Origin of the sequence: Microbacterium sp. ZKA21 (assembly GCF_050434165.1) — a bacterium.
In the GTDB taxonomy this organism is placed as follows: domain Bacteria; phylum Actinomycetota; class Actinomycetes; order Actinomycetales; family Microbacteriaceae; genus Microbacterium.
The window spans coordinates 677,781-699,618 of the sequence record NZ_JBNPVV010000001.1 but is presented as its reverse complement, the minus strand read 5'-3'; the positions used below and the strand labels follow the sequence as shown (position 1 = coordinate 699,618).

General features: G+C 68.7%; 23 protein-coding genes and 1 tRNA gene. 10 read left to right on the top strand and 14 right to left on the bottom strand.

The features are described from left to right. Nucleotide 1: 1 nt before the first annotated feature. From M2317_RS03490 to idi, 8 genes are read right to left on the bottom strand one after another with little or no spacing between them, the layout of a single operon-like run. Nucleotides 2-2,182, bottom strand: a complete 2,181-nt coding sequence (locus M2317_RS03490; protein ID WP_429457337.1) for an MMPL family transporter — start codon at nucleotides 2,180-2,182, stop codon at nucleotides 2-4. Between the two features lie 45 nt (nucleotides 2,183-2,227). Further along, nucleotides 2,228-3,088, bottom strand: coding sequence for a prenyltransferase (locus M2317_RS03485; RefSeq protein ID WP_429457335.1), 861 nt, complete (start codon nucleotides 3,086-3,088; stop codon nucleotides 2,228-2,230). Next, nucleotides 3,085-3,417, bottom strand: coding sequence for a lycopene cyclase domain-containing protein (locus tag M2317_RS03480; RefSeq protein ID WP_429457333.1), 333 nt, complete (start codon nucleotides 3,415-3,417; stop codon nucleotides 3,085-3,087). The genes M2317_RS03485 and M2317_RS03480 overlap by 4 nt, the downstream gene beginning before the upstream one ends. Continuing rightward, entirely contained in the window at nucleotides 3,414-3,746 is a 333-nt protein-coding gene (locus M2317_RS03475; protein WP_429457331.1) for a lycopene cyclase domain-containing protein, read from the bottom strand. The genes M2317_RS03480 and M2317_RS03475 overlap by 4 nt, the downstream gene beginning before the upstream one ends. After that, the gene (gene crtI, locus M2317_RS03470) at nucleotides 3,746-5,341 is read right to left on the bottom strand and encodes a phytoene desaturase family protein (protein ID WP_429457330.1); all 1,596 of its coding nucleotides are present in this window, start codon (nucleotides 5,339-5,341) and stop codon (nucleotides 3,746-3,748) included. Before crtI ends, M2317_RS03475 begins: the two co-directional genes overlap by 1 nt. Further along, the gene (locus M2317_RS03465; RefSeq protein ID WP_429457329.1) at nucleotides 5,338-6,252 is read right to left on the bottom strand and encodes a phytoene/squalene synthase family protein; all 915 of its coding nucleotides are present in this window, start codon (nucleotides 6,250-6,252) and stop codon (nucleotides 5,338-5,340) included. Before M2317_RS03465 ends, crtI begins: the two co-directional genes overlap by 4 nt. After that, the gene (locus M2317_RS03460) at nucleotides 6,249-7,331 is read right to left on the bottom strand and encodes a polyprenyl synthetase family protein (protein ID WP_429457327.1); all 1,083 of its coding nucleotides are present in this window, start codon (nucleotides 7,329-7,331) and stop codon (nucleotides 6,249-6,251) included. The genes M2317_RS03465 and M2317_RS03460 overlap by 4 nt, the downstream gene beginning before the upstream one ends. 2 nt (nucleotides 7,332-7,333) lie before the next feature. Next, entirely contained in the window at nucleotides 7,334-7,855 is a 522-nt protein-coding gene (idi, locus tag M2317_RS03455; protein ID WP_429457325.1) for an isopentenyl-diphosphate Delta-isomerase, read from the bottom strand. A 94-nt stretch (nucleotides 7,856-7,949) separates the two neighbouring features. Between idi and M2317_RS03450 the strand changes: the two genes are divergently transcribed. Next, nucleotides 7,950-8,582, top strand: a complete 633-nt coding sequence (locus M2317_RS03450; RefSeq protein ID WP_429457323.1) for a MarR family winged helix-turn-helix transcriptional regulator — start codon at nucleotides 7,950-7,952, stop codon at nucleotides 8,580-8,582. Nucleotides 8,583-8,639: 57 nt separating this feature from the next. On the opposite strand, the gene M2317_RS03445 is transcribed toward M2317_RS03450, so the two are convergent. Together M2317_RS03445 and M2317_RS03440 are read right to left on the bottom strand one after the other, a co-directional pair. Beyond that, nucleotides 8,640-8,987, bottom strand: coding sequence for a histone-like nucleoid-structuring protein Lsr2 (locus M2317_RS03445; protein ID WP_429457321.1), 348 nt, complete (start codon nucleotides 8,985-8,987; stop codon nucleotides 8,640-8,642). Between the two features lie 50 nt (nucleotides 8,988-9,037). After that, nucleotides 9,038-9,883, bottom strand: coding sequence for a LuxR C-terminal-related transcriptional regulator (locus M2317_RS03440; RefSeq protein WP_429457319.1), 846 nt, complete (start codon nucleotides 9,881-9,883; stop codon nucleotides 9,038-9,040). A gap of 112 nt (nucleotides 9,884-9,995) precedes the next feature. On the opposite strand from M2317_RS03440, the gene M2317_RS03435 reads away from it, so the two are divergent. Both M2317_RS03435 and M2317_RS03430 read left to right on the top strand, forming a co-directional pair. Then, entirely contained in the window at nucleotides 9,996-10,343 is a 348-nt protein-coding gene (locus M2317_RS03435; protein ID WP_429457317.1) for a DUF485 domain-containing protein, read from the top strand. Further along, on the top strand, nucleotides 10,340-11,974 hold the full coding sequence (locus tag M2317_RS03430) for a solute symporter family protein (protein WP_429457315.1): 1,635 nt from the start codon (nucleotides 10,340-10,342) through the stop codon (nucleotides 11,972-11,974). The genes M2317_RS03435 and M2317_RS03430 overlap by 4 nt, the downstream gene beginning before the upstream one ends. A gap of 68 nt (nucleotides 11,975-12,042) precedes the next feature. Here M2317_RS03430 and M2317_RS03425 read toward each other — a convergent pair whose 3' ends face one another. Continuing rightward, nucleotides 12,043-12,597 carry a methylated-DNA--[protein]-cysteine S-methyltransferase gene (locus M2317_RS03425; RefSeq protein ID WP_429457313.1) on the bottom strand — a complete coding sequence of 185 codons (555 nt, stop codon included), beginning with the start codon at nucleotides 12,595-12,597 and terminating at the stop codon, nucleotides 12,043-12,045. Between the two features lie 192 nt (nucleotides 12,598-12,789). On the opposite strand from M2317_RS03425, the gene M2317_RS03420 reads away from it, so the two are divergent. The 3 genes from M2317_RS03420 to M2317_RS03410 all read left to right on the top strand — a co-directional run bounded on the left by M2317_RS03420 (nucleotide 12,790) and on the right by M2317_RS03410 (nucleotide 17,777). After that, nucleotides 12,790-16,500, top strand: a complete 3,711-nt coding sequence (locus M2317_RS03420) for an AAA family ATPase (RefSeq protein WP_429457312.1) — start codon at nucleotides 12,790-12,792, stop codon at nucleotides 16,498-16,500. Beyond that, nucleotides 16,493-16,678 carry a hypothetical protein gene (locus M2317_RS03415; protein ID WP_429457310.1) on the top strand — a complete coding sequence of 62 codons (186 nt, stop codon included), beginning with the start codon at nucleotides 16,493-16,495 and terminating at the stop codon, nucleotides 16,676-16,678. Before M2317_RS03420 ends, M2317_RS03415 begins: the two co-directional genes overlap by 8 nt. A 133-nt stretch (nucleotides 16,679-16,811) precedes the next feature. Continuing rightward, on the top strand, nucleotides 16,812-17,777 hold the full coding sequence (locus tag M2317_RS03410; protein WP_429457308.1) for a hypothetical protein: 966 nt from the start codon (nucleotides 16,812-16,814) through the stop codon (nucleotides 17,775-17,777). A 41-nt stretch (nucleotides 17,778-17,818) separates the two neighbouring features. Here the strand turns inward: M2317_RS03410 and mscL are convergent, their stop codons facing one another. Genes mscL through M2317_RS03395 form a run of 3 tightly spaced genes read right to left on the bottom strand, consistent with a single transcriptional unit; the run spans nucleotide 17,819 to nucleotide 19,140 of the window. Continuing rightward, on the bottom strand, nucleotides 17,819-18,226 hold the full coding sequence (mscL, locus tag M2317_RS03405) for a large conductance mechanosensitive channel protein MscL (protein WP_429457306.1): 408 nt from the start codon (nucleotides 18,224-18,226) through the stop codon (nucleotides 17,819-17,821). A 28-nt stretch (nucleotides 18,227-18,254) separates the two neighbouring features. Further along, nucleotides 18,255-18,527 (bottom strand): FmdB family zinc ribbon protein, encoded by a 273-nt coding sequence (locus M2317_RS03400; RefSeq protein WP_429457305.1) that lies wholly within the window; start codon nucleotides 18,525-18,527, stop codon nucleotides 18,255-18,257. 16 nt (nucleotides 18,528-18,543) lie between these two features. Then, the gene (locus M2317_RS03395; protein ID WP_429457303.1) at nucleotides 18,544-19,140 is read right to left on the bottom strand and encodes a 5-formyltetrahydrofolate cyclo-ligase; all 597 of its coding nucleotides are present in this window, start codon (nucleotides 19,138-19,140) and stop codon (nucleotides 18,544-18,546) included. A 60-nt stretch (nucleotides 19,141-19,200) separates the two neighbouring features. Between M2317_RS03395 and galU the strand changes: the two genes are divergently transcribed. The 4 genes from galU (at nucleotide 19,201) to M2317_RS03375 (ending at nucleotide 21,788) form a co-directional block, all read left to right on the top strand. Further along, entirely contained in the window at nucleotides 19,201-20,088 is an 888-nt protein-coding gene (galU, locus tag M2317_RS03390; protein WP_429457301.1) for a UTP--glucose-1-phosphate uridylyltransferase GalU, read from the top strand. A gap of 19 nt (nucleotides 20,089-20,107) precedes the next feature. After that, complete coding sequence (locus M2317_RS03385; RefSeq protein ID WP_429457300.1) at nucleotides 20,108-20,737, top strand: GNAT family N-acetyltransferase; 630 nt, start codon at nucleotides 20,108-20,110, stop codon at nucleotides 20,735-20,737. 63 nt (nucleotides 20,738-20,800) lie between these two features. Beyond that, nucleotides 20,801-21,664 (top strand): hypothetical protein, encoded by an 864-nt coding sequence (locus M2317_RS03380; protein ID WP_429457298.1) that lies wholly within the window; start codon nucleotides 20,801-20,803, stop codon nucleotides 21,662-21,664. A 51-nt stretch (nucleotides 21,665-21,715) separates the two neighbouring features. After that, nucleotides 21,716-21,788 (top strand) — tRNA-Ala (locus tag M2317_RS03375). Nucleotides 21,789-21,838 lie beyond the last annotated feature (50 nt).

The following is a 21,838-nucleotide window of genomic DNA, read 5'->3' as shown; positions in this document are numbered from 1 at the left end:
GTCAGCGCTCGCCGCGGCTGAGCTTCGACGGCCACCAGATCGCCCGACCGATGTCGTACGTCAGTGCGGGCACGAGGAGCGTGCGCACGACGAACGTGTCCAGGAGCACACCGAACGCGACGATGAACGCGAGCTGCACGAGGAACAGGATCGGGATGACCGACAGTGCGGCGAACGTCGCCGCGAGCACGAGGCCCGCCGACGTGATCACACCGCCGGTGATCGCGAGGCCGCGCAGGATGCCGTCGCGCGTGCCGTGCTTCAGCGACTCCTCCCGCACGCGCGTCATCAGGAAGATGTTGTAGTCGATCCCGAGCGCGACGAGGAACACGAACCCGTACAGCGGTACGGCCGGGTCGGCGCCGGGGAAGTCGAACATCCCGTTGAACACGAGCGCCGATACGCCCATCGCCGTTCCGAACGACAGCACGGTGGTGAGGATCAGCAGCACCGGCGCCAGGATCGAGCGCAGCAGCAGCATGAGGATCAGCATGATCACCACGAGGATCACAGGGATGATGAGGTTGCGGTCGTGGATCGAGGCGTCATTCGTGTCGATCGCCGTCGCGGTCACGCCGCCGACGAGGGCGTCCATGTCGTCGAGCTCGGTGCGCAGCTCTCGGACGGTGGATGCCGCGGCATCCGAGTCCGCGGCATCCGAAAGCGTCGCCTGCAGCAGGACATCGCCGTCGACCGTCGTCGGGGTGGGGACCGGAGTGCCCGGGGCGCCGACGGCCTGGATGCCGTCTTCGGTGACCGGGGCTGAACCGCTGGGAGAATCCGCTGATGTCACGGACACCGATTCGACGCCGTCGTTCGAGAGGAGGACATCTGCGGCATCCTGCAGCGAATCCTCCGCGACGATCACGTACGCCGGGCTGCCGGATCCACCGGGGAAATGCTCGCCGAGCACATCCTGACCCTCGCGCGCCTGGGAGGAGCCGAGCACGAGGTCGGACTGGGGGACGCCGGAGGCGTTCAGCTGGCTCACCCCGAGCGCGCCGACGAGCAGGACGAGCGTCGTGACGATCCAGATGACACGGGGGCGACGGCTGATGAGTCCGGCGAGGCGCACCCAGAGACCCGTGCGGGGCATGCCGTTCTCGGCGGCCACCACATCGGGCTCGAACGAAGGGCGCCGCGGCCAGAACGCCGCGCGCCCGAACAGCAGCAGCAGCGACGGCAGGAGCGTGAGCGCCGAGAGCATCGCGAACACGATGCCGATCGAGGCGACCGGTCCCAGGGTGCTGTTCGATTTCAGATCGCTCAGCAGCAGGCACAGGAGCCCGGCGATCACGGTTCCGCCGGAGGCGAGGATCGGTTCGAAGGACCCCTTCCAGGCCTGCAGCACCGCGGTGCCGGTGTCCTTGGTCGAGCGGAGCTCCTCGCGGAACCGCGCCACGAACAGCAGGGCGTAGTCGGTGGCCGCTCCGATCACGAGGATGAACAGGATCCCCTGGGTCTGACCGCTCAGCAGCAGGATCTCCGCCTTCGCGAGCCACCAGACCACGAGCAGCGCGACGCACAGCGCGAACAGGCTCGTCGCGAGCACGACGACAGGCAGCAGGAACGAGCGGTACACGAGCACGAGGATCACGAGAACGGCGAGCAGCGCGACGCCCAGCAGCAGTCCGTCGATGCCCGCGAAGCCGGCGACGAGATCCGCGCTGAAGCCGGCCGGCCCCGTGACGTAGACCGTGACGCCGGGCGGCGACTCCTTCTGCAACTCGGTCTCGAGCGCGGTGACGGTGTCGCCGAGATCGGCATCGCTGAGCACGGGGATGAACGCCTGGGCGGCGAGCCCGTCGTCGGACACCAGCGCCGGGGAGACGTCCTCGCCGATGCCTTCGACGTCCGACGCTGCGGCCACGGCATCCGAGATCTGCTCGACGTCCGAGTCGGTGAGCTCCGCATCGCCGACGAAGACGGCGATGGCCGGGATCGCATCGGTGTCGTTGAACTCACCGAGAAGCTCCTGCACCGTCGTTGCGTCCGCGCTCTCCGGCAGATAGCTGGTCTGGTCGTTCGACGAGACCTCGTCGACCTTGCCGAAGAGCGGGCCACCCAGCGACGCGCCGACGAGCCAGATCAGGATCAGCGCGACGGGAAGGAGCACGCGCGCCCAGGAGTGCTTGCGGACCCGGGTGCGGGTCGGCGGTACGGGGGCGGTGGAGCGGGACATGAGAGCCTTTCGCAGGAGTCGTCGGTGTGGGGACGTCGGGTGGCGTCAGCCCAGCCAGGCGAGGATGAGGATGAGGGTGGCGAGGAAGCCGGCCGCGTAGTTCAGAGCGATGAAACGCCGCCAGGCGCGGTTGGTGGATGCCGCGGTGTCCTCCGTCACGTTCCACCACGGTGCCGCGTTGACGATGTACGGGATCACGAGCACGGCGGACCACGCGCCGGGCCAGCCCGTCGGCAGGACGACCGCGCCGGCGACCGCCCACACGATGATCGACAGTCGAACCGTGATCCGGGCGCCGAGCGCCGTGGCGATCGAGCCGATCCCCGCCTGCCGATCGGGGAGGATGTCCTGGACGGCGCCGAACGCGTGAGCGGCCATGCCCCAGAGGAAGAACGCGAGTATGAGGAGCACGGTGTCGGCCGATACGGCGGCGCCGGCGATCGCGAGCCCGACGAGCGCAGGGCTGACGAAGTGGGTGCTCGAGGTGATCGAGTCGAGCACCGGTCGTTCCTTGAAGCGCATCGGCGGCGCGGAGTAGGCGATCACGGCGAAGACGCTCACGACGAGCCAGGCCGCCGACGCGGCGTTCCCCACTGCGAAGAGGAACAGGAGGAAGGGTGCGTTGGTCGCGGCCGCCGTCCACAGGGTCGCGCGGTGCAGCCCCGGCGGCAGCAGGGCTCCCTCGATTCCCCCCTTGCGGGGGTTCGCCAGATCGGATGCGTAGTCGAACACGTCGTTGATGCCGTACATGGCGAGGTTGTACGGGACGAGGAAGTACAGCACACCCACGACGAACACGAGATCGATCTCGCGGGTGGTCAGCAGGTATGCCGCGCCGAACGGGAACGCGGTGTTGATCCAGCTGATCGGACGGGAGGCCAGCAGAAGCGTGCGGATCGTGCTCACCGATCGGCCCTTCTGGCTCCGGCCGCCCGTGATCGGCGAGTGCGCAGCAGCGTCCAGATCGCCGGAAGCAGGATTACGCCGGCGAGCGGATACGCGAAGTCCTCGATCGGCGCGAGCCCGATCCGTGCGCCCAGGAGGTGCGCATCGGCGTAGGTGAAGAAACCGGCGCCGATCATGATCGTGTCGAACACCGCCGTCAGCAGCAGGAGGGCCGCCAGCGCGACCCCGACGGCGCCGAGATCCGGTCGGCGCCGGGCGACGAGCGCCGCCGCCAAGGCGCCGGCCGCTGCTAGCGCGAGGAAGGCGACGGCGAGTACGGAGTACGTCACGAGGCCTCCTGACGTCGTCGATGCTCGAGGACACGCGCCGCCCCTGTGTACAGGACCATGGTGCACACCACCAGGAAGACGAGGAACACCGGCTCCTCGATCGGCAGCTCAGGGGCGAGCAGGATGCCGGTGGCGAGCGCACTCCCGCCGCGGAAGAAGATGCCCAGCCAGATTCCTGCGGCATCCCAGAGGAGGAAGAAAGCCAGGCCGATGAGCGTGACGGCGATCGCTGAACGGGCATCGCGCCAGAAGAACAGCCGGAATCGGCGGTCGATGAGGAGCATGCACCCGAGGCTCGCGAGCAGCGCGAGGAGATAGACGACGCCCATCAGCTCGTCTTCCGGGTGACGGCGGCGGCCCGCGGCGAGGTGGGACCCGTGCTGTGATCGCCGCGTATCCGCTTCAGCACGAGCTCGGCGCTGATCAGGCACATGGGCACGCCGACGCCCGGCGCGGTCGTCGCGCCGGCGTAGTAGAGACCGTCGACCGTGCGCGATGCGTTCTGAGCCCGGAACATCGCGCTCTGCGAGAGGATGTGCGCAGGGCCCAGCATCCCGCCCCGCCAGGAGTGATAGTCGCGGGCGAAGTCGTCCGGGCCGAGGGTCTCGCGCACGACGATGCGGTCGCGAAGGTCCTCGATCCCCGCCCACCGGGAGATCGCATCGATCGCGGCATCCGCGGCGCGCTCGACGAGCGCCGAGCCGGTCCCGTCCGACCCGCCAGACCCGATCTCCACGTCCGCGGGTACGGGGATCAGCACGAAGAGGTTCTCGTGCCCGTCCGGTGCGACGTCGGGGTCGGTGGCCGACGGCTTGCAGACGTACAGCGACGCCGGATCGGGGAGACGTGGCGAGGAGCCGAAGATCGCGTCGAAGTTCGTGTCCCAGTCCCGGGCGAAGAACAGAGAGTGGTGGGGGAGTTCGGGCAGCGATCCGCGAACGCCGATCATGACGATGACGGCCCCCGGTCCACTCGTGCGGCGACGCCACCAGCGCGCGGGATAGGTCTGGAGACGCTCGGGCAGCAGCGCGGTCTCGGTGTGATGCAGGTCGGCTCCGGACACCACGATGTCCGCGAGCTCGAGATGTTCGGCGCCGGACGCGTCGCGCCAGCGCACGCCGTACGCGCGCTCCCTACCGGCGGACGGCTCGGTGAGGATCGCGGTCACCTCGGCATCCAGGACGACATCGGCGCCGGCCTCCTCCGCCAGCGCGCGGATGCGCTCGGCGACACCCCAGAACCCGCCCCGCGGGTACTGCACGCCCTCATCGAGATCGAGCGTGCTCATCAGGTGGTACATGGCCGGCGCCCGTCGAGGGTCCGTTCCGAGGAAGACGGCGGGGTAGCCGAGGATCTGACGGATCACAGGATGCCGGAATCGCCGGGCCGCGAAGGCATCGAGCCGGCGCGTGAGAAGCATGGCCAGCCGTGGCAGCCGGCGCAGGACATCCGGAGTCGCCAGCTCGGACAGACGGGTGAAGGGGTTGTACAGGAAGCGTCGCACCGCCATGTCGTTGGCCTCGGACGCGGAGGCCAGGTAGTCGTCGAGTTGAGCACCGGACCCAGGCTCCAGCTGCTCGAAGAGCGCACGCACGCGTGCGGCTCCCGCGGGCACGGTGACGGCCGAGGACGTGCTGCCCGCTGCCGGCTCGGAGAAGACCCGGTAGGCCGGGTCCAGGTGGACGAGATCGAGTTGCTCCGCGGTGGTGGTCCCCATCAACTCGAAGAAGTGGTCGAACACGCCGGGCATGAGGTACCAGGACGGCCCGGTGTCGAAGCGGAACCCGTCCTTGGTGAGCGTGCCGGCGCGGCCGCCGGTCCGGTCGTTGCGTTCCAGCACGGTGACCCGATATCCCTCCCGCGCCAGCAGCCCGGCCGTGGCCAGCCCTGCGATCCCGCCGCCGATGACGATCGCCCGGCTCATCGCCGAGGCCCCAGCCAGGTCACGAGGACTGCGCGCGCGGTGAGCGCGAGTTTGACGGGATCGGGAACGCGGATGCGGCGTTCGTAGAGCTCTGCGGCGGGAGTGCGGCCGACACGGTCGGCGAGGGCGTCGAACAGCGACAGCGCGCTGCGGACCGCGGCGCGCGCGTCGCGCGGCAGGAGCTGGATGGCAGCGCGCGCGTCATCCAGCTGCGTCCGGACCACGCGGACCCACTCGTCCCGACCAGCGTCGGTCAGGCGCTCGGTGCTGAGGTAGCCGCGCTGGAGTCGATCGGTGTCGTCGCCGAGGTCGCGGAGGAAGTTCACGTTCTGGAAGGCGGCGCCGAGTTGGCGTGCACCGGATTCCAGCCGATCCCGCTGCTCATTGGACGGATCGGAATCCTGCAGGAAGACCCGGAGGCACATGAGTCCGACGACCTCGGCCGAGCCGTAGACGTAGCGGTCGTGCGCGTCGGCGTCATAGACGTGCACCGCATCATCCGCCCCGGCCGCGCCTGTCGCGTCGGTGCGCATCGAGGCGAAGAACGGTTCCGTCAGATCCGTGCCGATGCCGCATCGGCTCGCGGTGCGCGCGAAGGCGTGGACCACGATGTTGCTGCTGTATCCCGTCCGCATGGCTCGATGGGTTTCGTCGGCGTAGGCATCCAACGCGGCGCGCTGGGCATCGGCATCGAGGCCGGCCTCGCCGGCGACGCCGTCGACGATCTCGTCGGCGATGCGCACCATGGCGTAGACGTTGCGGATGTGCTGACGATGGCGTCGGCCGAGCAGACGCGTGGCGAGACCGAAGGACGTCGAATAGGCGCGGATCACATCTGTCGATGCGCTCTCGGCCGTGCGCGTGAACCGGGTGAGCGCCGGGGTGCGGTCCGGGGGCGACGGCGCATTCACGACAGACGCCCCTCGATGCGATCGGTCAGCGTCGTCAGCGTCTGCCGCGCCGCTGTCGGCAGAGGGGCGGCTTCATCCACGATGGCTGACCGCGCCGCGGCGATCCGCCCATCGATGAGGTGCCGGACGTAGGAATCGGCGCCGCACCGCCGCAGGTGGTCGCTGATCTCCGCGCCGTCCTGCGCCGTGAGGCCGGCATCACCGAACCGCGGCTGGATCGCGTTCCACGCGCTGGTCAGGCGTGCGTACGCGATCAGCGCGGTCTCCTTCCCCTCCCTGAGGTCGGAGTACGGTTCCTTCCCGTGCTCCGCGGCGTCGCCGAACACCGACAGGGCGTCGTCCTGGAGCTGGAAGGCGGCTCCGAGATGCTGTCCGACCACGGCGAGGGCGGCCTCGGCGTCACCATGCGCACCGGCGGCGACCGCGGCCACGCGGAGGGGGAACTCGAAGGTGTAGGTCGCGGTCTTCTGCGCGGTCATCGTCAGGATCGTCTGCAGATCCGGTGCGATCGCACGATCGCTCAGCGCGACGTCCGCATACTCGCCGGCGACGGTCTCGGTGATCGTGTGATCCAGCAGATCGAGCAGTCGGCTTCGCGTGACCTGATCCGCATCCACCCGCGCGAACATCTGGTGCACCGTCGAGAGCAGCAGATCGCCCATGAGGATCGCGCCGGTGGTGCCCCAGTGGTGAGCCGCCTTCGCACCGAGGTCTGGGCGGGCGTCACGCAGCAGGCCGATGAGATTCGGCTGGCCGCGGCGATGCAGATCGCCGTCGATGACGTCGTCATGCAGGAGGAAGGCATAGTGCAGGATCTCGATCGCTGCGGCGATCTCGACCACGGTGTCGCCGTCGATGGGGGAGCGTGCGCTTCGATCATCGCGCAACGCGGCGTGCATCTCGACGAGGAGTCGCGGACGGAGTAGCTTCCCTCCCCGTGCACTCGCGGCCGCGGCCGCCCAGAGCGCGGTGTATTCCGTCCCGTAGGGCGATGATCGCGCGGCGCGATCATCGAAGACCCGCTGCACGCGTGATTCGATCCGGGCGTGCAGGTCCTCCCTGACCAGGGTGGTGGTCATTCTCAGATCCTCCCCTCGTGGCGCAGGAGCGGCAACTGCTCGCGCAACCAGGGACTGAATGCGAAGGGCGCGTTCTCGACCGCCGAGCCGAGGCGGTCAGGCAACACCCAGATGAACTCCATGACCTCCGATGGGTCCGGTACGACGGCGCCGTCGATCCGCGCGACGTGCACAGGGCAGATCTCGTGCTCGACGATTCCGCTGGCGTCGACGGCGCGGTAGCGGAAGAGCGGGAGCACGACGTTCACATCGCGGGGGCGGGCTCCGATCTCTTCGGTGCCGCGGCGGACGACTGCCTCGATCATGTCTTCACCGGGACGCGGGTGACCGCAGAAGCTGTTGGTCCAGACCCCGGGCCAAGTGCGCTTCGACAGAGCTCTGCGGGTGATCAGCACTCGGCCCTCGTGATCGAGGACGTAACAGGAGAAGGCGAGGTGCAACGGCGTCGCCGCCGTATGGACGTCGTCCTTGGGCGCGGTGCCGATCGCGGCGCCGGCCTCGTCGAGGAGGGTCACGAGATCCATGCGGCGTCTTCTTCCTCTAGAGGCGTATATTGCTAGCCGGGCGAGAAATAAAGCTAGCATGAAGAATTGCCAGGAGTAAAGTAACGAGGTGTCCATGGATGATCGCGTGAACGAATCGGCTGATGCGGCCGCCGGCTCGGCGTCCACGACGCGCGACGGACTGGACAGCGGGGCGATCTACGACGTCGATTCGTCGGATCCCCGCCAGACGCTCGTCGACCGATCAGGCATGGCGGACGAGGACGTCCGTCAGATCACCGGGATCATGAAGGCCCTCGGTGGATTGCGCGAGGCCGAGCAGCGGCTCTCGGAGGCATCCCGTCGCTTCATGCAGCTGAACGAGACGGACATGCGTGCGCTGCACTACCTCATCGTCTGCACGCATCGCGGCGTCATCGCCACTCCGGGGGGGATCGCTCAGCATCTGTCGATCTCCAGCGCGTCGACGACGAAGCTTCTCGATCGACTCGAGCGCGGCGGGCACATCGTGCGCTCGGCGCACCCCACCGACCGACGGGCGCTCGCGATCACGATCTCTCCGGAGACGCACCGCGCGGCGATGGAGACGGTCGGGCGTCAGCAGGCGAAGAGATTCAACGCCGCGGCACGTCTCACCCCGGCGGAGCGCGAGGTGGTGACCCGCTTCCTGCTCGATATGACGGAGGAGATCACTCTGCGCGATGAGTCGTGGGCGCAGGACGGGGAGCATGCGGCGGCAGTGCCGTGACGCGTCTTCTGGACGGAAGCGCGGCAGGAGCGCCGGAGCGCGCCTGCCGCCGAGGGGTCAGTGCGCGGCGCGGTACGCGGTGAGCACCGACTCCGGAATGCGACCGCGCTCGGACACCTTGTGGCCGTTCGCGTTCGCCCATTCGCGGATCGCCGTCGTTTCGGGATTGCGGCCGGCGGTGCGCTTGCGAGTGGAACCGGAACGAGCCGCGCTGCCCACCGACGAACGGCGACCGGCGACGATGTACGGTTCCAGAGCAGAGCGCAGTTCCTGTGCATTCTCCGCGGTCAGGTCGATCTCGTAGGAGATGCCGTTGAGCGAGAAATGCACGGTCTCGCCCTCGCCCACCTCGAGAAGCGATCCATCGATGTCGTCAACCAGCTGATGTACAATTCGTCGGGCCATTTCGCCATCCTATTCGCACGCATTCCTTGACGACAAGAATGGCGCGCGATTCAGGGAAGCAGACCCATGCGCCGCGCACGGGCCACTGCGGCGAAACGCGTCGACGCATCGAGCTTCGACATCGCCGTACCCAGATACGCCTTCACCGTTCCTTCGCGCAATCCGAGCTGGGCTCCGATCTCGGCATTCGTGGCGCCCAGTGCGGCGCAGGCGAGCACATCGGTCTCGCGCGGGGAAAGATGAATGCGTGAAATCGGACCGGTCGTGGCCGGAACCGGCTCCTCGGCGATATGCAGCAATCGACGTTCGAGGTCGCTCAGGCGGGCCCGCAATTCCTCATCCGCCACGGATGCCGAGATGCTGCGCAACTCGGCGAAGCTCTCCCGCAGCTCCTCCCGGTGCGAAGCGGAGAACCCGCGTTCGGGCGGGGCCATCGATGCGAGGCGTCGACCGACCTCGTCGCGGATGCGCAGCTCGGTGCTCACGGCATCCGCGATGCTCATCGCCGGAGCAGTGGTCACGCCACCCACGGGAGCCTGTTCCCAAGCTCCCGCGTACAGGACACCGCGAGAGCGGCCCTCGACGAGGATCGGGATCGCGAGGAGCGTGCGCAATCCCTCGCCGAGCACGAAGCCGTCGTAGTCGTGCGTGAACTGCTGCGAGGTCCGGTAGTCGCTGGTCATCCGCGGGCGCTGCTCGGTCATCGCCCGGCCGCCGAGCCCGCGCTCGGGGCGCACGCGCAGACCCTCAAGGGAGTGCGTGCGGCTGCCGACGATGCTGGTGACCGATACCTCGCCGTCCTCGAGGAGTCCACCGAAGGCCACTGGGAAGCGGGTGCGCCTGGCAAGCTCTCGCACGGCCTGGGCGACGAGGTCTGCCTCGGTTTCGGTGGACACGGCGGGGATACCTACTTTCGGGGGTGACGGCTCTGTGTCCCGTTTCGTAGCGTCGACCCTACCACCCATGCGGATGCCTCCGCGTGGGCCCCACATGTGGCAAGGAGGCCTCATGACTGACCGGATTCAGGGCGAATCGGCCGGGCCCATCGACTACATCGCCGTCGAGGAATCGCCGAAGTTCCAAACGCTCAAACGCACGCAGCGATCGTTCATCTTCCCGCTCGCCGCGCTCTTTCTGATCTGGTATTTCGTATATGTGCTGCTCGCCGCATTCGCGCCGGATTTCATGGGGCAACGGGTATGGGGTGACATCACGATCGGGCTCCTGTTCGGGCTCGGACAATTCGTGTCGACGTTCGCGATCACAATGGCGTACGTCGCGTTCGCGAACAGGCGGCTCGATCCGGTCGCCGCAGAGATCCGTGACGAACTCGAGAAGGCGCAGGCTCAGGCATGAATCTCATTCCTTTCGAGACCGCGCCCACGGGGGAGAACAACCCCGTTCTCAACATCTCGATCTTCGCGGCGTTCGTCGCGGTGACGCTGTTCATCGTGATCCGCGCGAGCCGCAACAACAAGACGGCTGCCGACTATTACGCAGCTGGGCGCTCGTTCACCGGGCCGCAGAACGGCTTCGCGATCGCGGGCGACTATCTTTCCGCGGCATCCTTCCTCGGAATCTGCGGTGCCATCGCCGTCAACGGATACGACGGTTTCCTCTACTCGATCGGGTTCCTGGTCGCGTGGCTCGTCGCTCTCCTGCTGGTGGCCGAACTGATGCGCAACACCGGCAAGTTCACGATGGCGGATGTGCTGTCGTTCCGCCTGAAGCAGCGTCCGGTCCGGTTGGCGGCGGCGATCACGACACTCGCCGTGTGCTTCTTCTACCTGCTGGCGCAGATGGCCGGTGCCGGCGGACTCGTCTCGCTGCTGTTGGGGATCGACGCCAAGATCGGTCAGTCCCTGGTCATCGCCGTCGTGGGTGCGCTCATGATCGTCTACGTGCTGATCGGCGGAATGAAGGGCACGACCTGGGTGCAGATCGTCAAGGCGTTCCTGCTCATCATCGGCGCGCTGGCCATGGCGATCTGGGTGCTCGCGCTGAACGGCTTCAGTCTGAACACCCTGCTGGAGTCCGCGGTCGCGGCATCTCCGAAGGGGGATGCGATCCTCGCACCCGGGCTGCAGTACGGCGCCAACCCGTGGGACTTCCTCTCGCTCGGCATGGCTCTCGTGCTCGGCACCGCCGGCCTCCCGCACGTGCTGATGCGGTTCTACACGGTTCCGACGGCGAAGGAGGCGCGCCGCTCGGTCGTCTGGGCGATCTGGCTCATCGGCGGGTTCTACCTGCTCACGCTCGTGCTCGGCTACGGTGCCGGCGCTCTGGTCGGTCCCGATGTGATCGCGGCAGCCCCCGGCGGTGTGAACTCGGCGGCGCCGCTGCTGGCCGAGAAGCTCGGCGGACCGCTGCTGCTCGGGTTCATCTCCGCCGTCGCGTTCGCGACGATCCTCGCCGTCGTCGCCGGGCTCACGATCACGGCCGCGGCCTCGTTCGCGCACGACATCTACGCCAACGTGATCCAGAAGGGGCGCAAGAAGCCGGACGGGACGCCGGTGGATGCCGACCCGAACGCCGAGGTGAAGGTGGCGCGCCGCACGGTCGTCGTGATCGGCATCCTCGCGATTCTCGGCGGCATCGGGGCGCAGGGGCAGAACATCGCCTTCCTCGTCGCTCTGGCGTTCGCCGTGGCGGCGTCGGCGAACCTGCCGACGATCCTGTACTCGCTCTTCTGGCGTCGCTTCAACACCCGTGGTGCGGTGTGGAGCATGTACGGCGGGCTGGGATCGGCGATCCTGCTGATCGTGCTGTCGCCGGTCTTCTCCGGATCGGAAACGGCCATGATCCCGTCGATCGACATCGCGATCTGGCCGTTGAACAACCCGGGGATCGTGTCGATTCCGCTGGGATTCCTGCTCGGATGGCTCGGCACGGTCACCGCGCGCAGCACGGAATCGCGCGCATTGGCCGCCGAGATGGACGTGCGCTCGCTCACCGGATTCGGAGCGGAGAAGGCGGTCGAGCACTGAGTGCGTCGGCGCGCTGACGACGCGCATATCGGACGAGGACCCCGACCGCCTACCGGCCGGGGTCCTCGTCACGTCATGGCGGCGTGCGCGGGGGCGGTGGACGCCGCGGCCGCGGACGCCTCGAGATCGATGAGGTAGCGCTTGTGCTCGGGGTGCGCGCCGTACTGGCCGGCGGAGCCGTCGGCGCGCACGACGCGGTGGACCGGCACGATGATCGAGAACGGTGTGAGCCGGCATGCCGTGCCGACTGCGCGCGCGGCCCCGGGGCTGCCGGCGAGCACGGCCACCTCGCCGTACCCGAGCGTCTCGCCCCAGGGGATCTCGCAGATCGTCTGGAGTGCGTCGCGATGGAAGCCCTCGATGAGCCGCCAGTCCAGTCGCACGTGCTCGTCGAACCGGATCGGTGCACCGTCGAAGTACTCGGCGACGAGGTGCGCGAGTTCGTCGGCCGCGCCGGGGTCGGGGTCGGGCACGGCATGCAGCCGCCGGGCGACGCCCTCCAGCAACCAGGGGACGGTCGGGTCCTGCCCCTCGGAGAGGTCGAAGCTCACGACGCCGTCGTCGGAGAACACGACGAGGGCGTCGCCCAGCGGAGTGGGAACGAAGTCGTAGCGGAATGTCATGGCTCCATCCTGCTCTCCGCGCACGGCCGACGAGCCAGGGAAAGCCGCAACCGGGGGAGAACTCGTTCGACGGGCAGGCCTGTGCAGGGCGAGAGCCTCGGCATCCGAATCCGAACTCCGCAGCGTACGAATCCGACGCAAACCCGCCTGGCGTGCAGGATCTCCTGCCGCGGGACGCCTAGTCTGTGATATGTGTGGCGACGAACGGACAAGTCTGCGGATGACGCGGAGACGACGGCCGCAGTGACGCTCGGCGCACTGGGCGAGACGTCGACCGGCGTCGACCTGCCGCATGCCGCCGAAGCGGAGCGCGCGCGTCTGAAGAAGGAAGCCGCGGATCTCGGCGGCCCGTCGCCGCTGGTGCGCTATCACGACGGCGTCGAAGGCGGCATCGACATCTCCAAGGCGCATCCGGGGAGCCTGCCGCAGTTCATCACCGGACGATCGACGCTGCTGTCGAACCTGTTCCGCGACGAGGTCGGGCTGCGCACCGCGCGACTCGCCGCCGAGCGGATCACCGCCAAGCACACCGAGCTGCGCACGGTGCGCGGCATCGACGCCGTGCACCTCGCGGTCGGACTGGCCGGCTGGCGGATCGGAGGCGTGCAGTTCTCCGCCCCCGTGCTGCTGCGTCCACTCGCGATACGCCGCCATCACTCCGACTTCGAGCTCAAGCTGCAGGGGTCGTTCTCGGTCAACCCGCAGCTCGTGCGCATCGCCCGCGAGCACTTCGGCATCACGATCGATGCGGAGGCCCTCGCCGCCCTCGCCTACGACGGCGGCATCTTCAAGCCGCAGCCGGTGATCGACAGCCTGCGAGCGCTGACGCGCTCCATCGACACGTTCTCCGTGCAGCCGCGGCTGGTCGTCTCGGTGTTCGCCGATGTCGCGTCGGCCATGGCGTCCGACAGCCGCGACCTCGACCACCCGGTGCTCAATGCGCTCGCCGGTCACGTGGACGACCGCGAGCGCTTCACCGCAGAGCGTCCCGCGCCGAACGTCACGAGTCCGGACGATCGCGCCCCGGCATCCGACAACCTCCTCCTGGATGCGGATTCCGAGCAGGAGGCCGTACTCGCTCGCATCGCGGCCGGTCAGTCCATGGCGATCGCCACCCTGCCGGGAACCGGCGGGACGCAGACCGTGATCAACGCGCTCGGGGAACTGATCCGCGCCGGCAAGCGCGTGCTCGTCGTCTCCGCGCGCCGTTCCACTCTCGACGGCGTCCGGCACCGGCTGAGCGGCATCGGACTCGACAGCCTCGCGGTCGGTCCGGCATCCATCCGTCGTGACCTCGTGCACGCGATCGGGCGCAACGAGAAGGCCACCGCTCCGAAGGCGGGCGAAGTCGATGACGCTCTGGTGCGGCTGCGCACCGTGCTGCGCGACTACCGGCACGCCCTCACCAGCCCCGTCGCGGGCACCGGCGCGTCGGTGCTGGATGCGACCAGGCATCTCACCCGACTGGCATCTCTCGAGCATCCGCCGTCCACGACCGCGCGCCTCGGCACGGACGCACTGGCCCGTCTGGCCGGCGACCGCAATGCGGCCGCAGGGAAGCTCGTGCAGGCCGCTCGGCTCGGCGAGTTCCGCTTCGGCCCGGACGATTCCCCCTGGTACGGCGTCAGCTTCGAGAGCACCGAGGCCGCTCGTGCCGCCCACGAGCTCGCCGGTCGCCTGCACTCGTCGAGCGTTCCCGCGCTGCTCGAGCGCGCGTACGAGCTCATCGCGCAGACCCGGATGCGTCCGTTCGCCACGATCGAGGAACTGGGCGAGTACCTGCGGCTGCTGCAGGGGATGCGCGACTCGCTCGACCGCTTCAGTCCGAGCGTCTTCGAGCGTCCCCTCGGCGAGCTGATCCAGGCCCACGGCTCACGACGCGATGCGCCGGGGATGTCCGGTGCGAACCGGCGCCGCCTGAAGAAACTCGCGAAGGAGTACGTGCGCCCCGGCGTGCACATCCTCGACATGCACGAGGCGCTGCTGCGGATCCAGCAGCAGCGCACCGAATGGCAGCGCTTCGTCGACGCCGGCGTCGCTCCCGAGATCCCGCTCGGCCTGTCCGATGTGTACGCCTCCTGGCAACGGGTTCACGCCGAGCTCGCCGAACTGGATGCCGCGCTCGGACGCCGGGAGCCGCTCGCCACGCTTCCGCTGGCGCGGCTGGTCCGCACACTCGCCGGGCTCGCGGCGAAGTCGGACGTGTTCGAGAACCTCGTCGAGCGCGCCACGATCCGCGACGAGCTCGCGAAGCTCGGACTCGGTCCGCTGCTGGCTGAGCTGTCGGTGCGTCATGTGGCCGAGAACCGGGTGGCCGACGAGCTCGAGTTCGCCTGGTGGCAGTCGCTTCTCGAGCGGGCGCTGCAGGACGACCGGGCTCTGCTCGGCGCCAACACCGCCGTGGTCGACCGCCTCGAGCGCGACTTCCGTCTCGTGGACGAGGCGCACGCGGCGATGGCGGGACCCCTGCTGGCCTGGCAACTGGCCAACCAGTGGAAGATCGCCATCGTCGACGAACCCACGCAGTCGCAGAATCTGCGCCGTGCACTGACGCAGGGAACGCCGACCGCTGCCGAGATCGTCGAGGCGGCACCCGCTCTGATGTCCGTGCTCGCGCCCGCGTGGATCGCGTCGCCGTACCAGGTGCCCGAGATCCCGGACAGCGTCGAGTTCGACACGGTCCTGCTGGTGGATGCCGCGGCCATCAACCTCGCCGAGGCTGCACCGGCGATCCGGCGTGCACGACAGGTGGTCGCGTTCGGCGACCCCGTGACCCAGCGCCCGACGCCGTTCCGCGTCGCCGTCGCGGGCGACGAGGACTGGGAGCCGGAGGTCGCGTTCGACTCGGTGTCGGTGTTCGAGCGTCTGGCGGATCTGCTGCCGGTCGCGACCCTCACACGCAGCTATCGCGCCGGCGGAGAGGACCTCGCAGAGCTCATCAACGACGCGTTCTACGGCGGCGAGATCCAGTCGCTGCCGTGGGCCGGGTCGTACCTCGGGCGCGGCAGCCTCACCGTCGACTACGTCGAGGGCGGCGTCGGAGCGCCTGATCCGATCTCCGGAGCGGTCGAGAGCCCGGATGCCGAGGTCTCCCGCGTCGTGACGCTCGTCGTCGAGCATGCGGTGCACCGTCCGACCGAATCGCTGATGGTGGTCACCGCGAGCACCCGGCATGCCGAGCGGGTCCGCGCCGCCGTGGCCAACGCGTTCGCCGGCCGCAGCGATGTGGCCGCCTTCGTTTCGCGCGACACGGCCGAGCCGTTCGCGGTGCTCACACTCGAGGAATCGGTGGCCGAGAGTCGCGACCGCGTGATCTTCTCACTCGGATTCGGTCTCACCAAGCACGGGCGGGTGCTGAGCGACTTCGGCGACCTGTCGACGGCGGATGGCGAGCGTCTGCTGACCGTCGGGATGACGCGGGCTCGCCGGTCGATGGTGCTGGTCTCCTCGATCCGTCCTTCGGCGTTCGACGAAGGGCGCCTCGAGCACGGCGCCGCCACGCTGATGACGATTCTCGGCGGTCTTGCGGCACGATCGCGCGACGCCCGTCTGGAGGACCTCGCCGATCCGCTCACGCTCGCTCTCGCGCGCGAGCTGCGGCGGGTCGGAGCGTCCGTCGACGTCGACTACCGCGGCCTGCTGCCGATCGTGGCGCAGCACAACGGCCGCGCGGTCGTCATCGAGTCGGACCCGGAGTCCCGGGAGGAGTCGCTGCGCGAGTCGCTCCGGCTGCGCCCGAACGTGCTGCGCCGTCTCGGCTGGCACTACGTCCGCGTGCACGCATTCGACCTCTACAGCGATCCGGCGACGGCCGCGAACCGCATCGCCGAGGTGCTCGGCCTCTCCGCCGAGACGCAGCGCGTCGACCAGGACACTCAGCCCATCGAGCGGGGCGATGTCTGACGACGCCCGCCAGCACGTCGAGCGGGTCGCCGGGTCGCGGCGCGCGCGCCTGACGCCGGCCCCGGGCACGGATCCGTCGCCGGATGTCGCGGCGAAGGATGCCGCGGCATCCGTCCCCGCGAAGGAGCAGGGGCCGAACGATGCGCGCCTGCGACAGGACGTCCCGCCGCACTACTGACGCGGCCCTGCTTCCGCTCGGAAGGGCAGTTCAGCACGGTGTGAATGAGAAACACTGTGCCGAACTGCCCTCTCGCGATGCTGGCTGTGGAGAACTTCCGCAGCGGATGCCGAAGGTGCGCGATGCTCAGCGGGTGAGTCACCGTCGCCCGCTGCCCGGCATCCTGCATCAGAACGCGATCCGGGTCTCAGAGGCGGCAGCGTTCGGCATCACCCGCAGCCGCCTGCGAAGCTCGGACGTGGACACGCCGTTCCGCGGGGTGCGGTCGTCGGGGCTGGATCTCGATCGCGACGTCGTCGCCCGGTGCCTCGCCGTGGCCGTGCTGATGGACGAGGCCGACCTCTTCTCGCACAGTACTGTGCTCGCGCTCTGGCGTGCGCCGCTTCCCGCGGGTCTGGGGCTGCCATCGTCGACGATTCACATCGGAACCATCGGGAGCACGCGGATGCGGCGCGCGGGCGTGACCGGTCATCGTCTGCCGGTCGGCGTTCCGAGCGCTTTCACGCCAGACGGATTGCGCGCCGTTGCACCGGCATCGGCCTGGTGCCAGTTAGCGGGACAAGCCCTACCAGGGCATCCGATCACGCTGATCGACCTTGTCTCCGTCGGAGACTTCCTCGTCACGGGCCGTCGAGCGGTCGGCGGATTCCGGCATCCACCGATCTGCACGATCGACGACCTGCGTGCGGCCGTCGCCGGCCACGGTCGGGGGAGAGGCGCTCGGATGCTGGCGCGCGCGGTCGAGCTCGTGCGCGTCGGACCCGCATCCGCGAAGGAAACCGAGCTGCGGCTCGTGGTGCTGGAGGCGGGGCTTCCCGAACCCGTGATCGGACACCGCATCCGCACCAGGCTCGGCCTGCTGACGCCGGATCTCGCCTTTCCGGCGCACCGCGTGCTGCTGGAGTACGAGGGCGACCAGCATCGGCGCAATCGCACCCAGTGGCGCGGAGATTTCGAGCGGGTGCGCGCGTTTCAGGAGGCGGGGTGGACGGTGATCCGCGTGAATGCCGACGACCTGTCCGATCCCGCACGCCGGGCGGCGCTGCTGGATCAGGTGCGGGTGCTGCTCGCGTCGAGAGGGCAGTTCAGCACGGTTTGAAAGACAAAAACTGTGCGGAACTGCCCTCTCGGCAGACTGGGTCAGGCTGCGTTGCTCTTGCGCAGCTGGTCCCGGATCTCGATGAGAAGTTCCTGCTCACTCGGGAGCGTCTCCTCTTCGACCGCGGGGTTCAGAGCGGCCTGGCGCTCCTTGTACTTGTTCATCGGGACGACGAACACGAAGTAGACGACGAGTGCGACGGCAAGGAAACTGATGATCGCGGAGATCAGCTCGCCGATCGGGAACGTGACCTGCTGACCGTAGATGCCGTACATCTGGATGCCGATCTCGCCCGTAGCGCTCGCGTCGAAGAACAGCGAGACCAACGGCGTGATGATGCTGGACACCACGGCGTTGACAATGGCGGTGAAAGCGCCACCGATGACCACGGCGACTGCCAGGTCGATGACGTTGCCCTTGGTGATGAACTCTTTGAATCCCTGGATCACGAAGATCCCCCCTTTTTCGGTTCGGACCTCAGTTCGAGGCCGGTGTCGCCGCGGGTGCCGGTTTGGCGCTCGTCGACGTTTCCGTCTTCGATGATGCCGACGATTCCGGCTTTCCACCACTCCCGCTGCGCGAATCGGTGCGGTAGAAACCGGATCCGTTGAAGGTCACGCCGATCGACCCGTACTGCTTCCGCAAGGTGCCGCCGCACTCGGGGCAGGCGGTGAGTGCGGCATCCGAGAAGCTCTGGACCGCGTCGAACTGATGGCCGCACTGCGTGCAGGCATAGGCATAGGTGGGCATGGCTGTTTTCCTTGAATCAGCGTCGCGATGGCGACAGCGTGAGTGTCCGGTGGGGGGTCACGACGCCGGTGACAGGCTGGTCGTGTACCTCCCTCGGAAGGGATTCGAGTACTTCGGAATCATAGATCACCGCGTAGACGGGCGGGCATTTCTCCATGGACCCGATGGTCTTGTCGAAGTAGCCGCGTCCCCAGCCCAGCCGCATTCCGGTCTCGTCGACGGCCGCTGCGGGGATGATCATGAGGTCGACGTCGTTGACGGCGATCGGCCCGAGCACTTCACCCGTGGGCTCCGGCAACCCGAAGAGCCCCTCCGCCACCTCGTCGGTGTCGTCGGCGACGGCCCAGTCGAGCAGGCCGTCGGCTCGGGTGACGGGCAGCAGCACCCGGATGCCGCGGCGCACCGCCCGCGCGACGAATTCTCGCGTGCCCGGTTCCGTCGTCGTCGACAGGAAGCAGGAGATCGATCGGGCGCCGAGCGATTCGATGAGCTCGTCCAGACGGGCCGCGATCGCGGATGCCGCGGCATCCCGCTGCGCGTCGGAGAGGAGCTGGCGTCGCTCGCGGAGTTCCGCGCGCAGCGCCCGCTTGGCGTGCTCGATGTCGTTCGACATGTTTCCGAGTCTAGACGGCCGCTCGTGGGCGTCATCCTGGCCGCCCGCTAAGCTGGCCCAATGGCGAATCACAAGATCAAGGCCGTCATTCCGGCCGCAGGACTCGGTACGCGGTTCCTGCCGGCGACGAAGGCGATGCCGAAGGAGATGCTGCCCGTCGTCGACAAGCCGGCGATCCAGTATGTGGTGGAAGAGGCGGCCGCTGCGGGCATCGATGACATCCTCGTGATCATCGGGCGCAACAAGAACGCCATCTCCAACCACTTCGACTCCGTTCCCGAGCTCGAGGTCAAACTGATGGAGAAGGGCGACACGGGCCGTCTCGCCCGCGTCGTGCAGTCCAGTGACCTCGCCGACATCCACTTCGTCCGACAGGGCGAGCCCAAGGGCCTAGGGCACGCGGTGCTGCGCGCCAGGACGCACGTCGGCGACAGCTCGTTCGCCGTCCTGCTGGGTGACGACCTGATCGATGAGCGCGACGCCCTGCTGACCACGATGCTCGAGGTCCACGAGGCCACCGGCTCCGCCGTCGTCGCGCTGATGGAGGTGGACCCAGCCAGCATCCACATGTACGGCGCGGCAGCGGTCCAGCCGACTGACCGCGACGACGTCGTGCGGGTCACCGGCCTCGTCGAGAAGCCCGCGCAGGAGGACGCGCCCTCCAACCTCGCGATCATCGGCCGCTACGTGCTGCCTGCGAGCATCTTCGACGTGCTCGAGCACACGGCGCCGGGCAAGGGCGGCGAGATCCAGCTGACCGATGCGCTCGAGGAACTGGCCACGCGCGACGGCGGACCAGGCGTCGTCGGCGTGATCTTCCGGGGGCGTCGATACGACACCGGCGACCGCGTCGACTACATCAAGGCGATCGTTCAGCTCGCGACCGATCGGGACGATCTCGGCGCCGACCTTCGGCCGTGGCTGAAGGAGTTCGCCGAGCGCCTCTAGGCCGCGAAGCGAGGCGGCGATGGAACTGCTGACGGGGCACCGGCACGGCAAGGTGGAGCTCCGGCTCATCCGCACCCGCGATGCGCGCGCCCTGCAGCAGGAGCTGCTGAGCAATCGCGCGTGGCTGCAGCGGTGGGAGGCGACGATCCCGAACGGGGTCGCGTCGTTCGACATGCGCGTCGGCATCCGGCGCCTGCTGCAGCAGTACCGTGACGGCGCGGGGTATCCGTTCGTGATGCTGTACGACGGCGAGATCACCGGTCAGCTCAACATCTGGGGCGTCTCGCGCGGATCCCTGTGCTCGGCGACCATCGGGTACTGGGTCAGCGAGCGGTTCGCCGGCCGGGGGATCACGCCGACCGCGGTCGCTCTGGCCACCGACGCGAGCTTCACCGAGTACGGACTGCATCGGATGGAGATCTGCATCCGTCCCGAGAACGCGGCCAGTCTGCGGGTGGTCCAGAAGCTCGGCTTCCGGTATGAGGGGCTGCGCCGGAAGTACATCCATATCGACGGCGACTGGCGCGACCACTACGCGTTCGCGCTGACGAGGGAGGACGTTCCGCGTGGCGTGCTCGCCCGCTGGGTGGAGGGGCAGGCTCCGCAGGATGCGGCGGCGATTCCGCCGTCCGATCGCCTGTCGATCTGATTCGCCGGCGACACGCGCCCGGACTCCGCGGCCGGGGGCTCCGGTGCCCTTACCGTTGAGCGTATGGATGGGCCGGTGCTGAGTGGGGGCGTGATCGTCCTCGTCGCCGTGCTCCTGTGGATGCTGTACCTGCTGCCGAGCTGGCGTGGGCGGTATCAGTACAACGCCGCCGAGCGGAACGCGGTCCGGCTCAACCAGGCACTGCGCATCCTCGCCGAGACCAGCGAGACGCCGGACGAAGTGCGCCTGGAACTGAACGCCAGGACGGCGCTGGCGCAGCAGAAGCTCGCCAAGCGCGTGCAGTCCGAGAAGGAGGCCGCGGAGCTCGTGCGTCTGCGCGAGGAGCTCGCCGCGGCGCAGGCCGATCCGGCGCTGCAGCAGGCGCGTGCGCGCCGGCGGGTGCGCATGACCGCGTTCGCGCTGATGCTCGCAGGTCTCGCCTTCGCCGGAGCGGGTGTGTGGCAGTTCGCGACGACGGGCGTTCAGACGCTCATCTGGGTCGGCGCCGCGGTCGCCCTCGTGTCGCTGCTGGTGCTGCAGCGGATGGCGCGAGTCGCATCGCGGGCCGCCCGTCGTCCCGCCGTGGTCGCCGAAGTCGCAGCGCCGCGGGTCTCTCCGCCGCTGCACGATCAGGGCACCGCCTCCTGGACCCCCCGACCGCTGCCGGAGCCGCTGACGTCGCTGGCCGGATCCCGTGCGCAGGTCGCCCGCGCCGAGATCGAGGCGAAGGAAGAGCTGCGGCGGGCGGCACGTCTCGCCGAACTGCGCGAGCGCGCGGCGAGCATGGCACCGGAGGAGCCGGTCAGGCTCGCACCCCGAGAGGCGCCTGCCGCCACCGATTCGCCGTACTCCCGGATGGGCTTCGTCGACGATGCCGAGATCGAGGATCACGTCCGTCAGATGCTCGCGCGTCGGGCCGCCGGCTGAGCCGGTGGAGAATCGGACCCGGAAGATCGTGATAATCTAACGGAGGTTCACGGGCCTATGGCGCAGTTGGTAGCGCGCCTCGTTCGCATCGAGGAGGTCAGGGGTTCGAATCCCCTTAGGTCCACCGAATCGTGAAGCCCCTCCGAGTCAGACTCGGAGGGGCTTCCCTCGTTC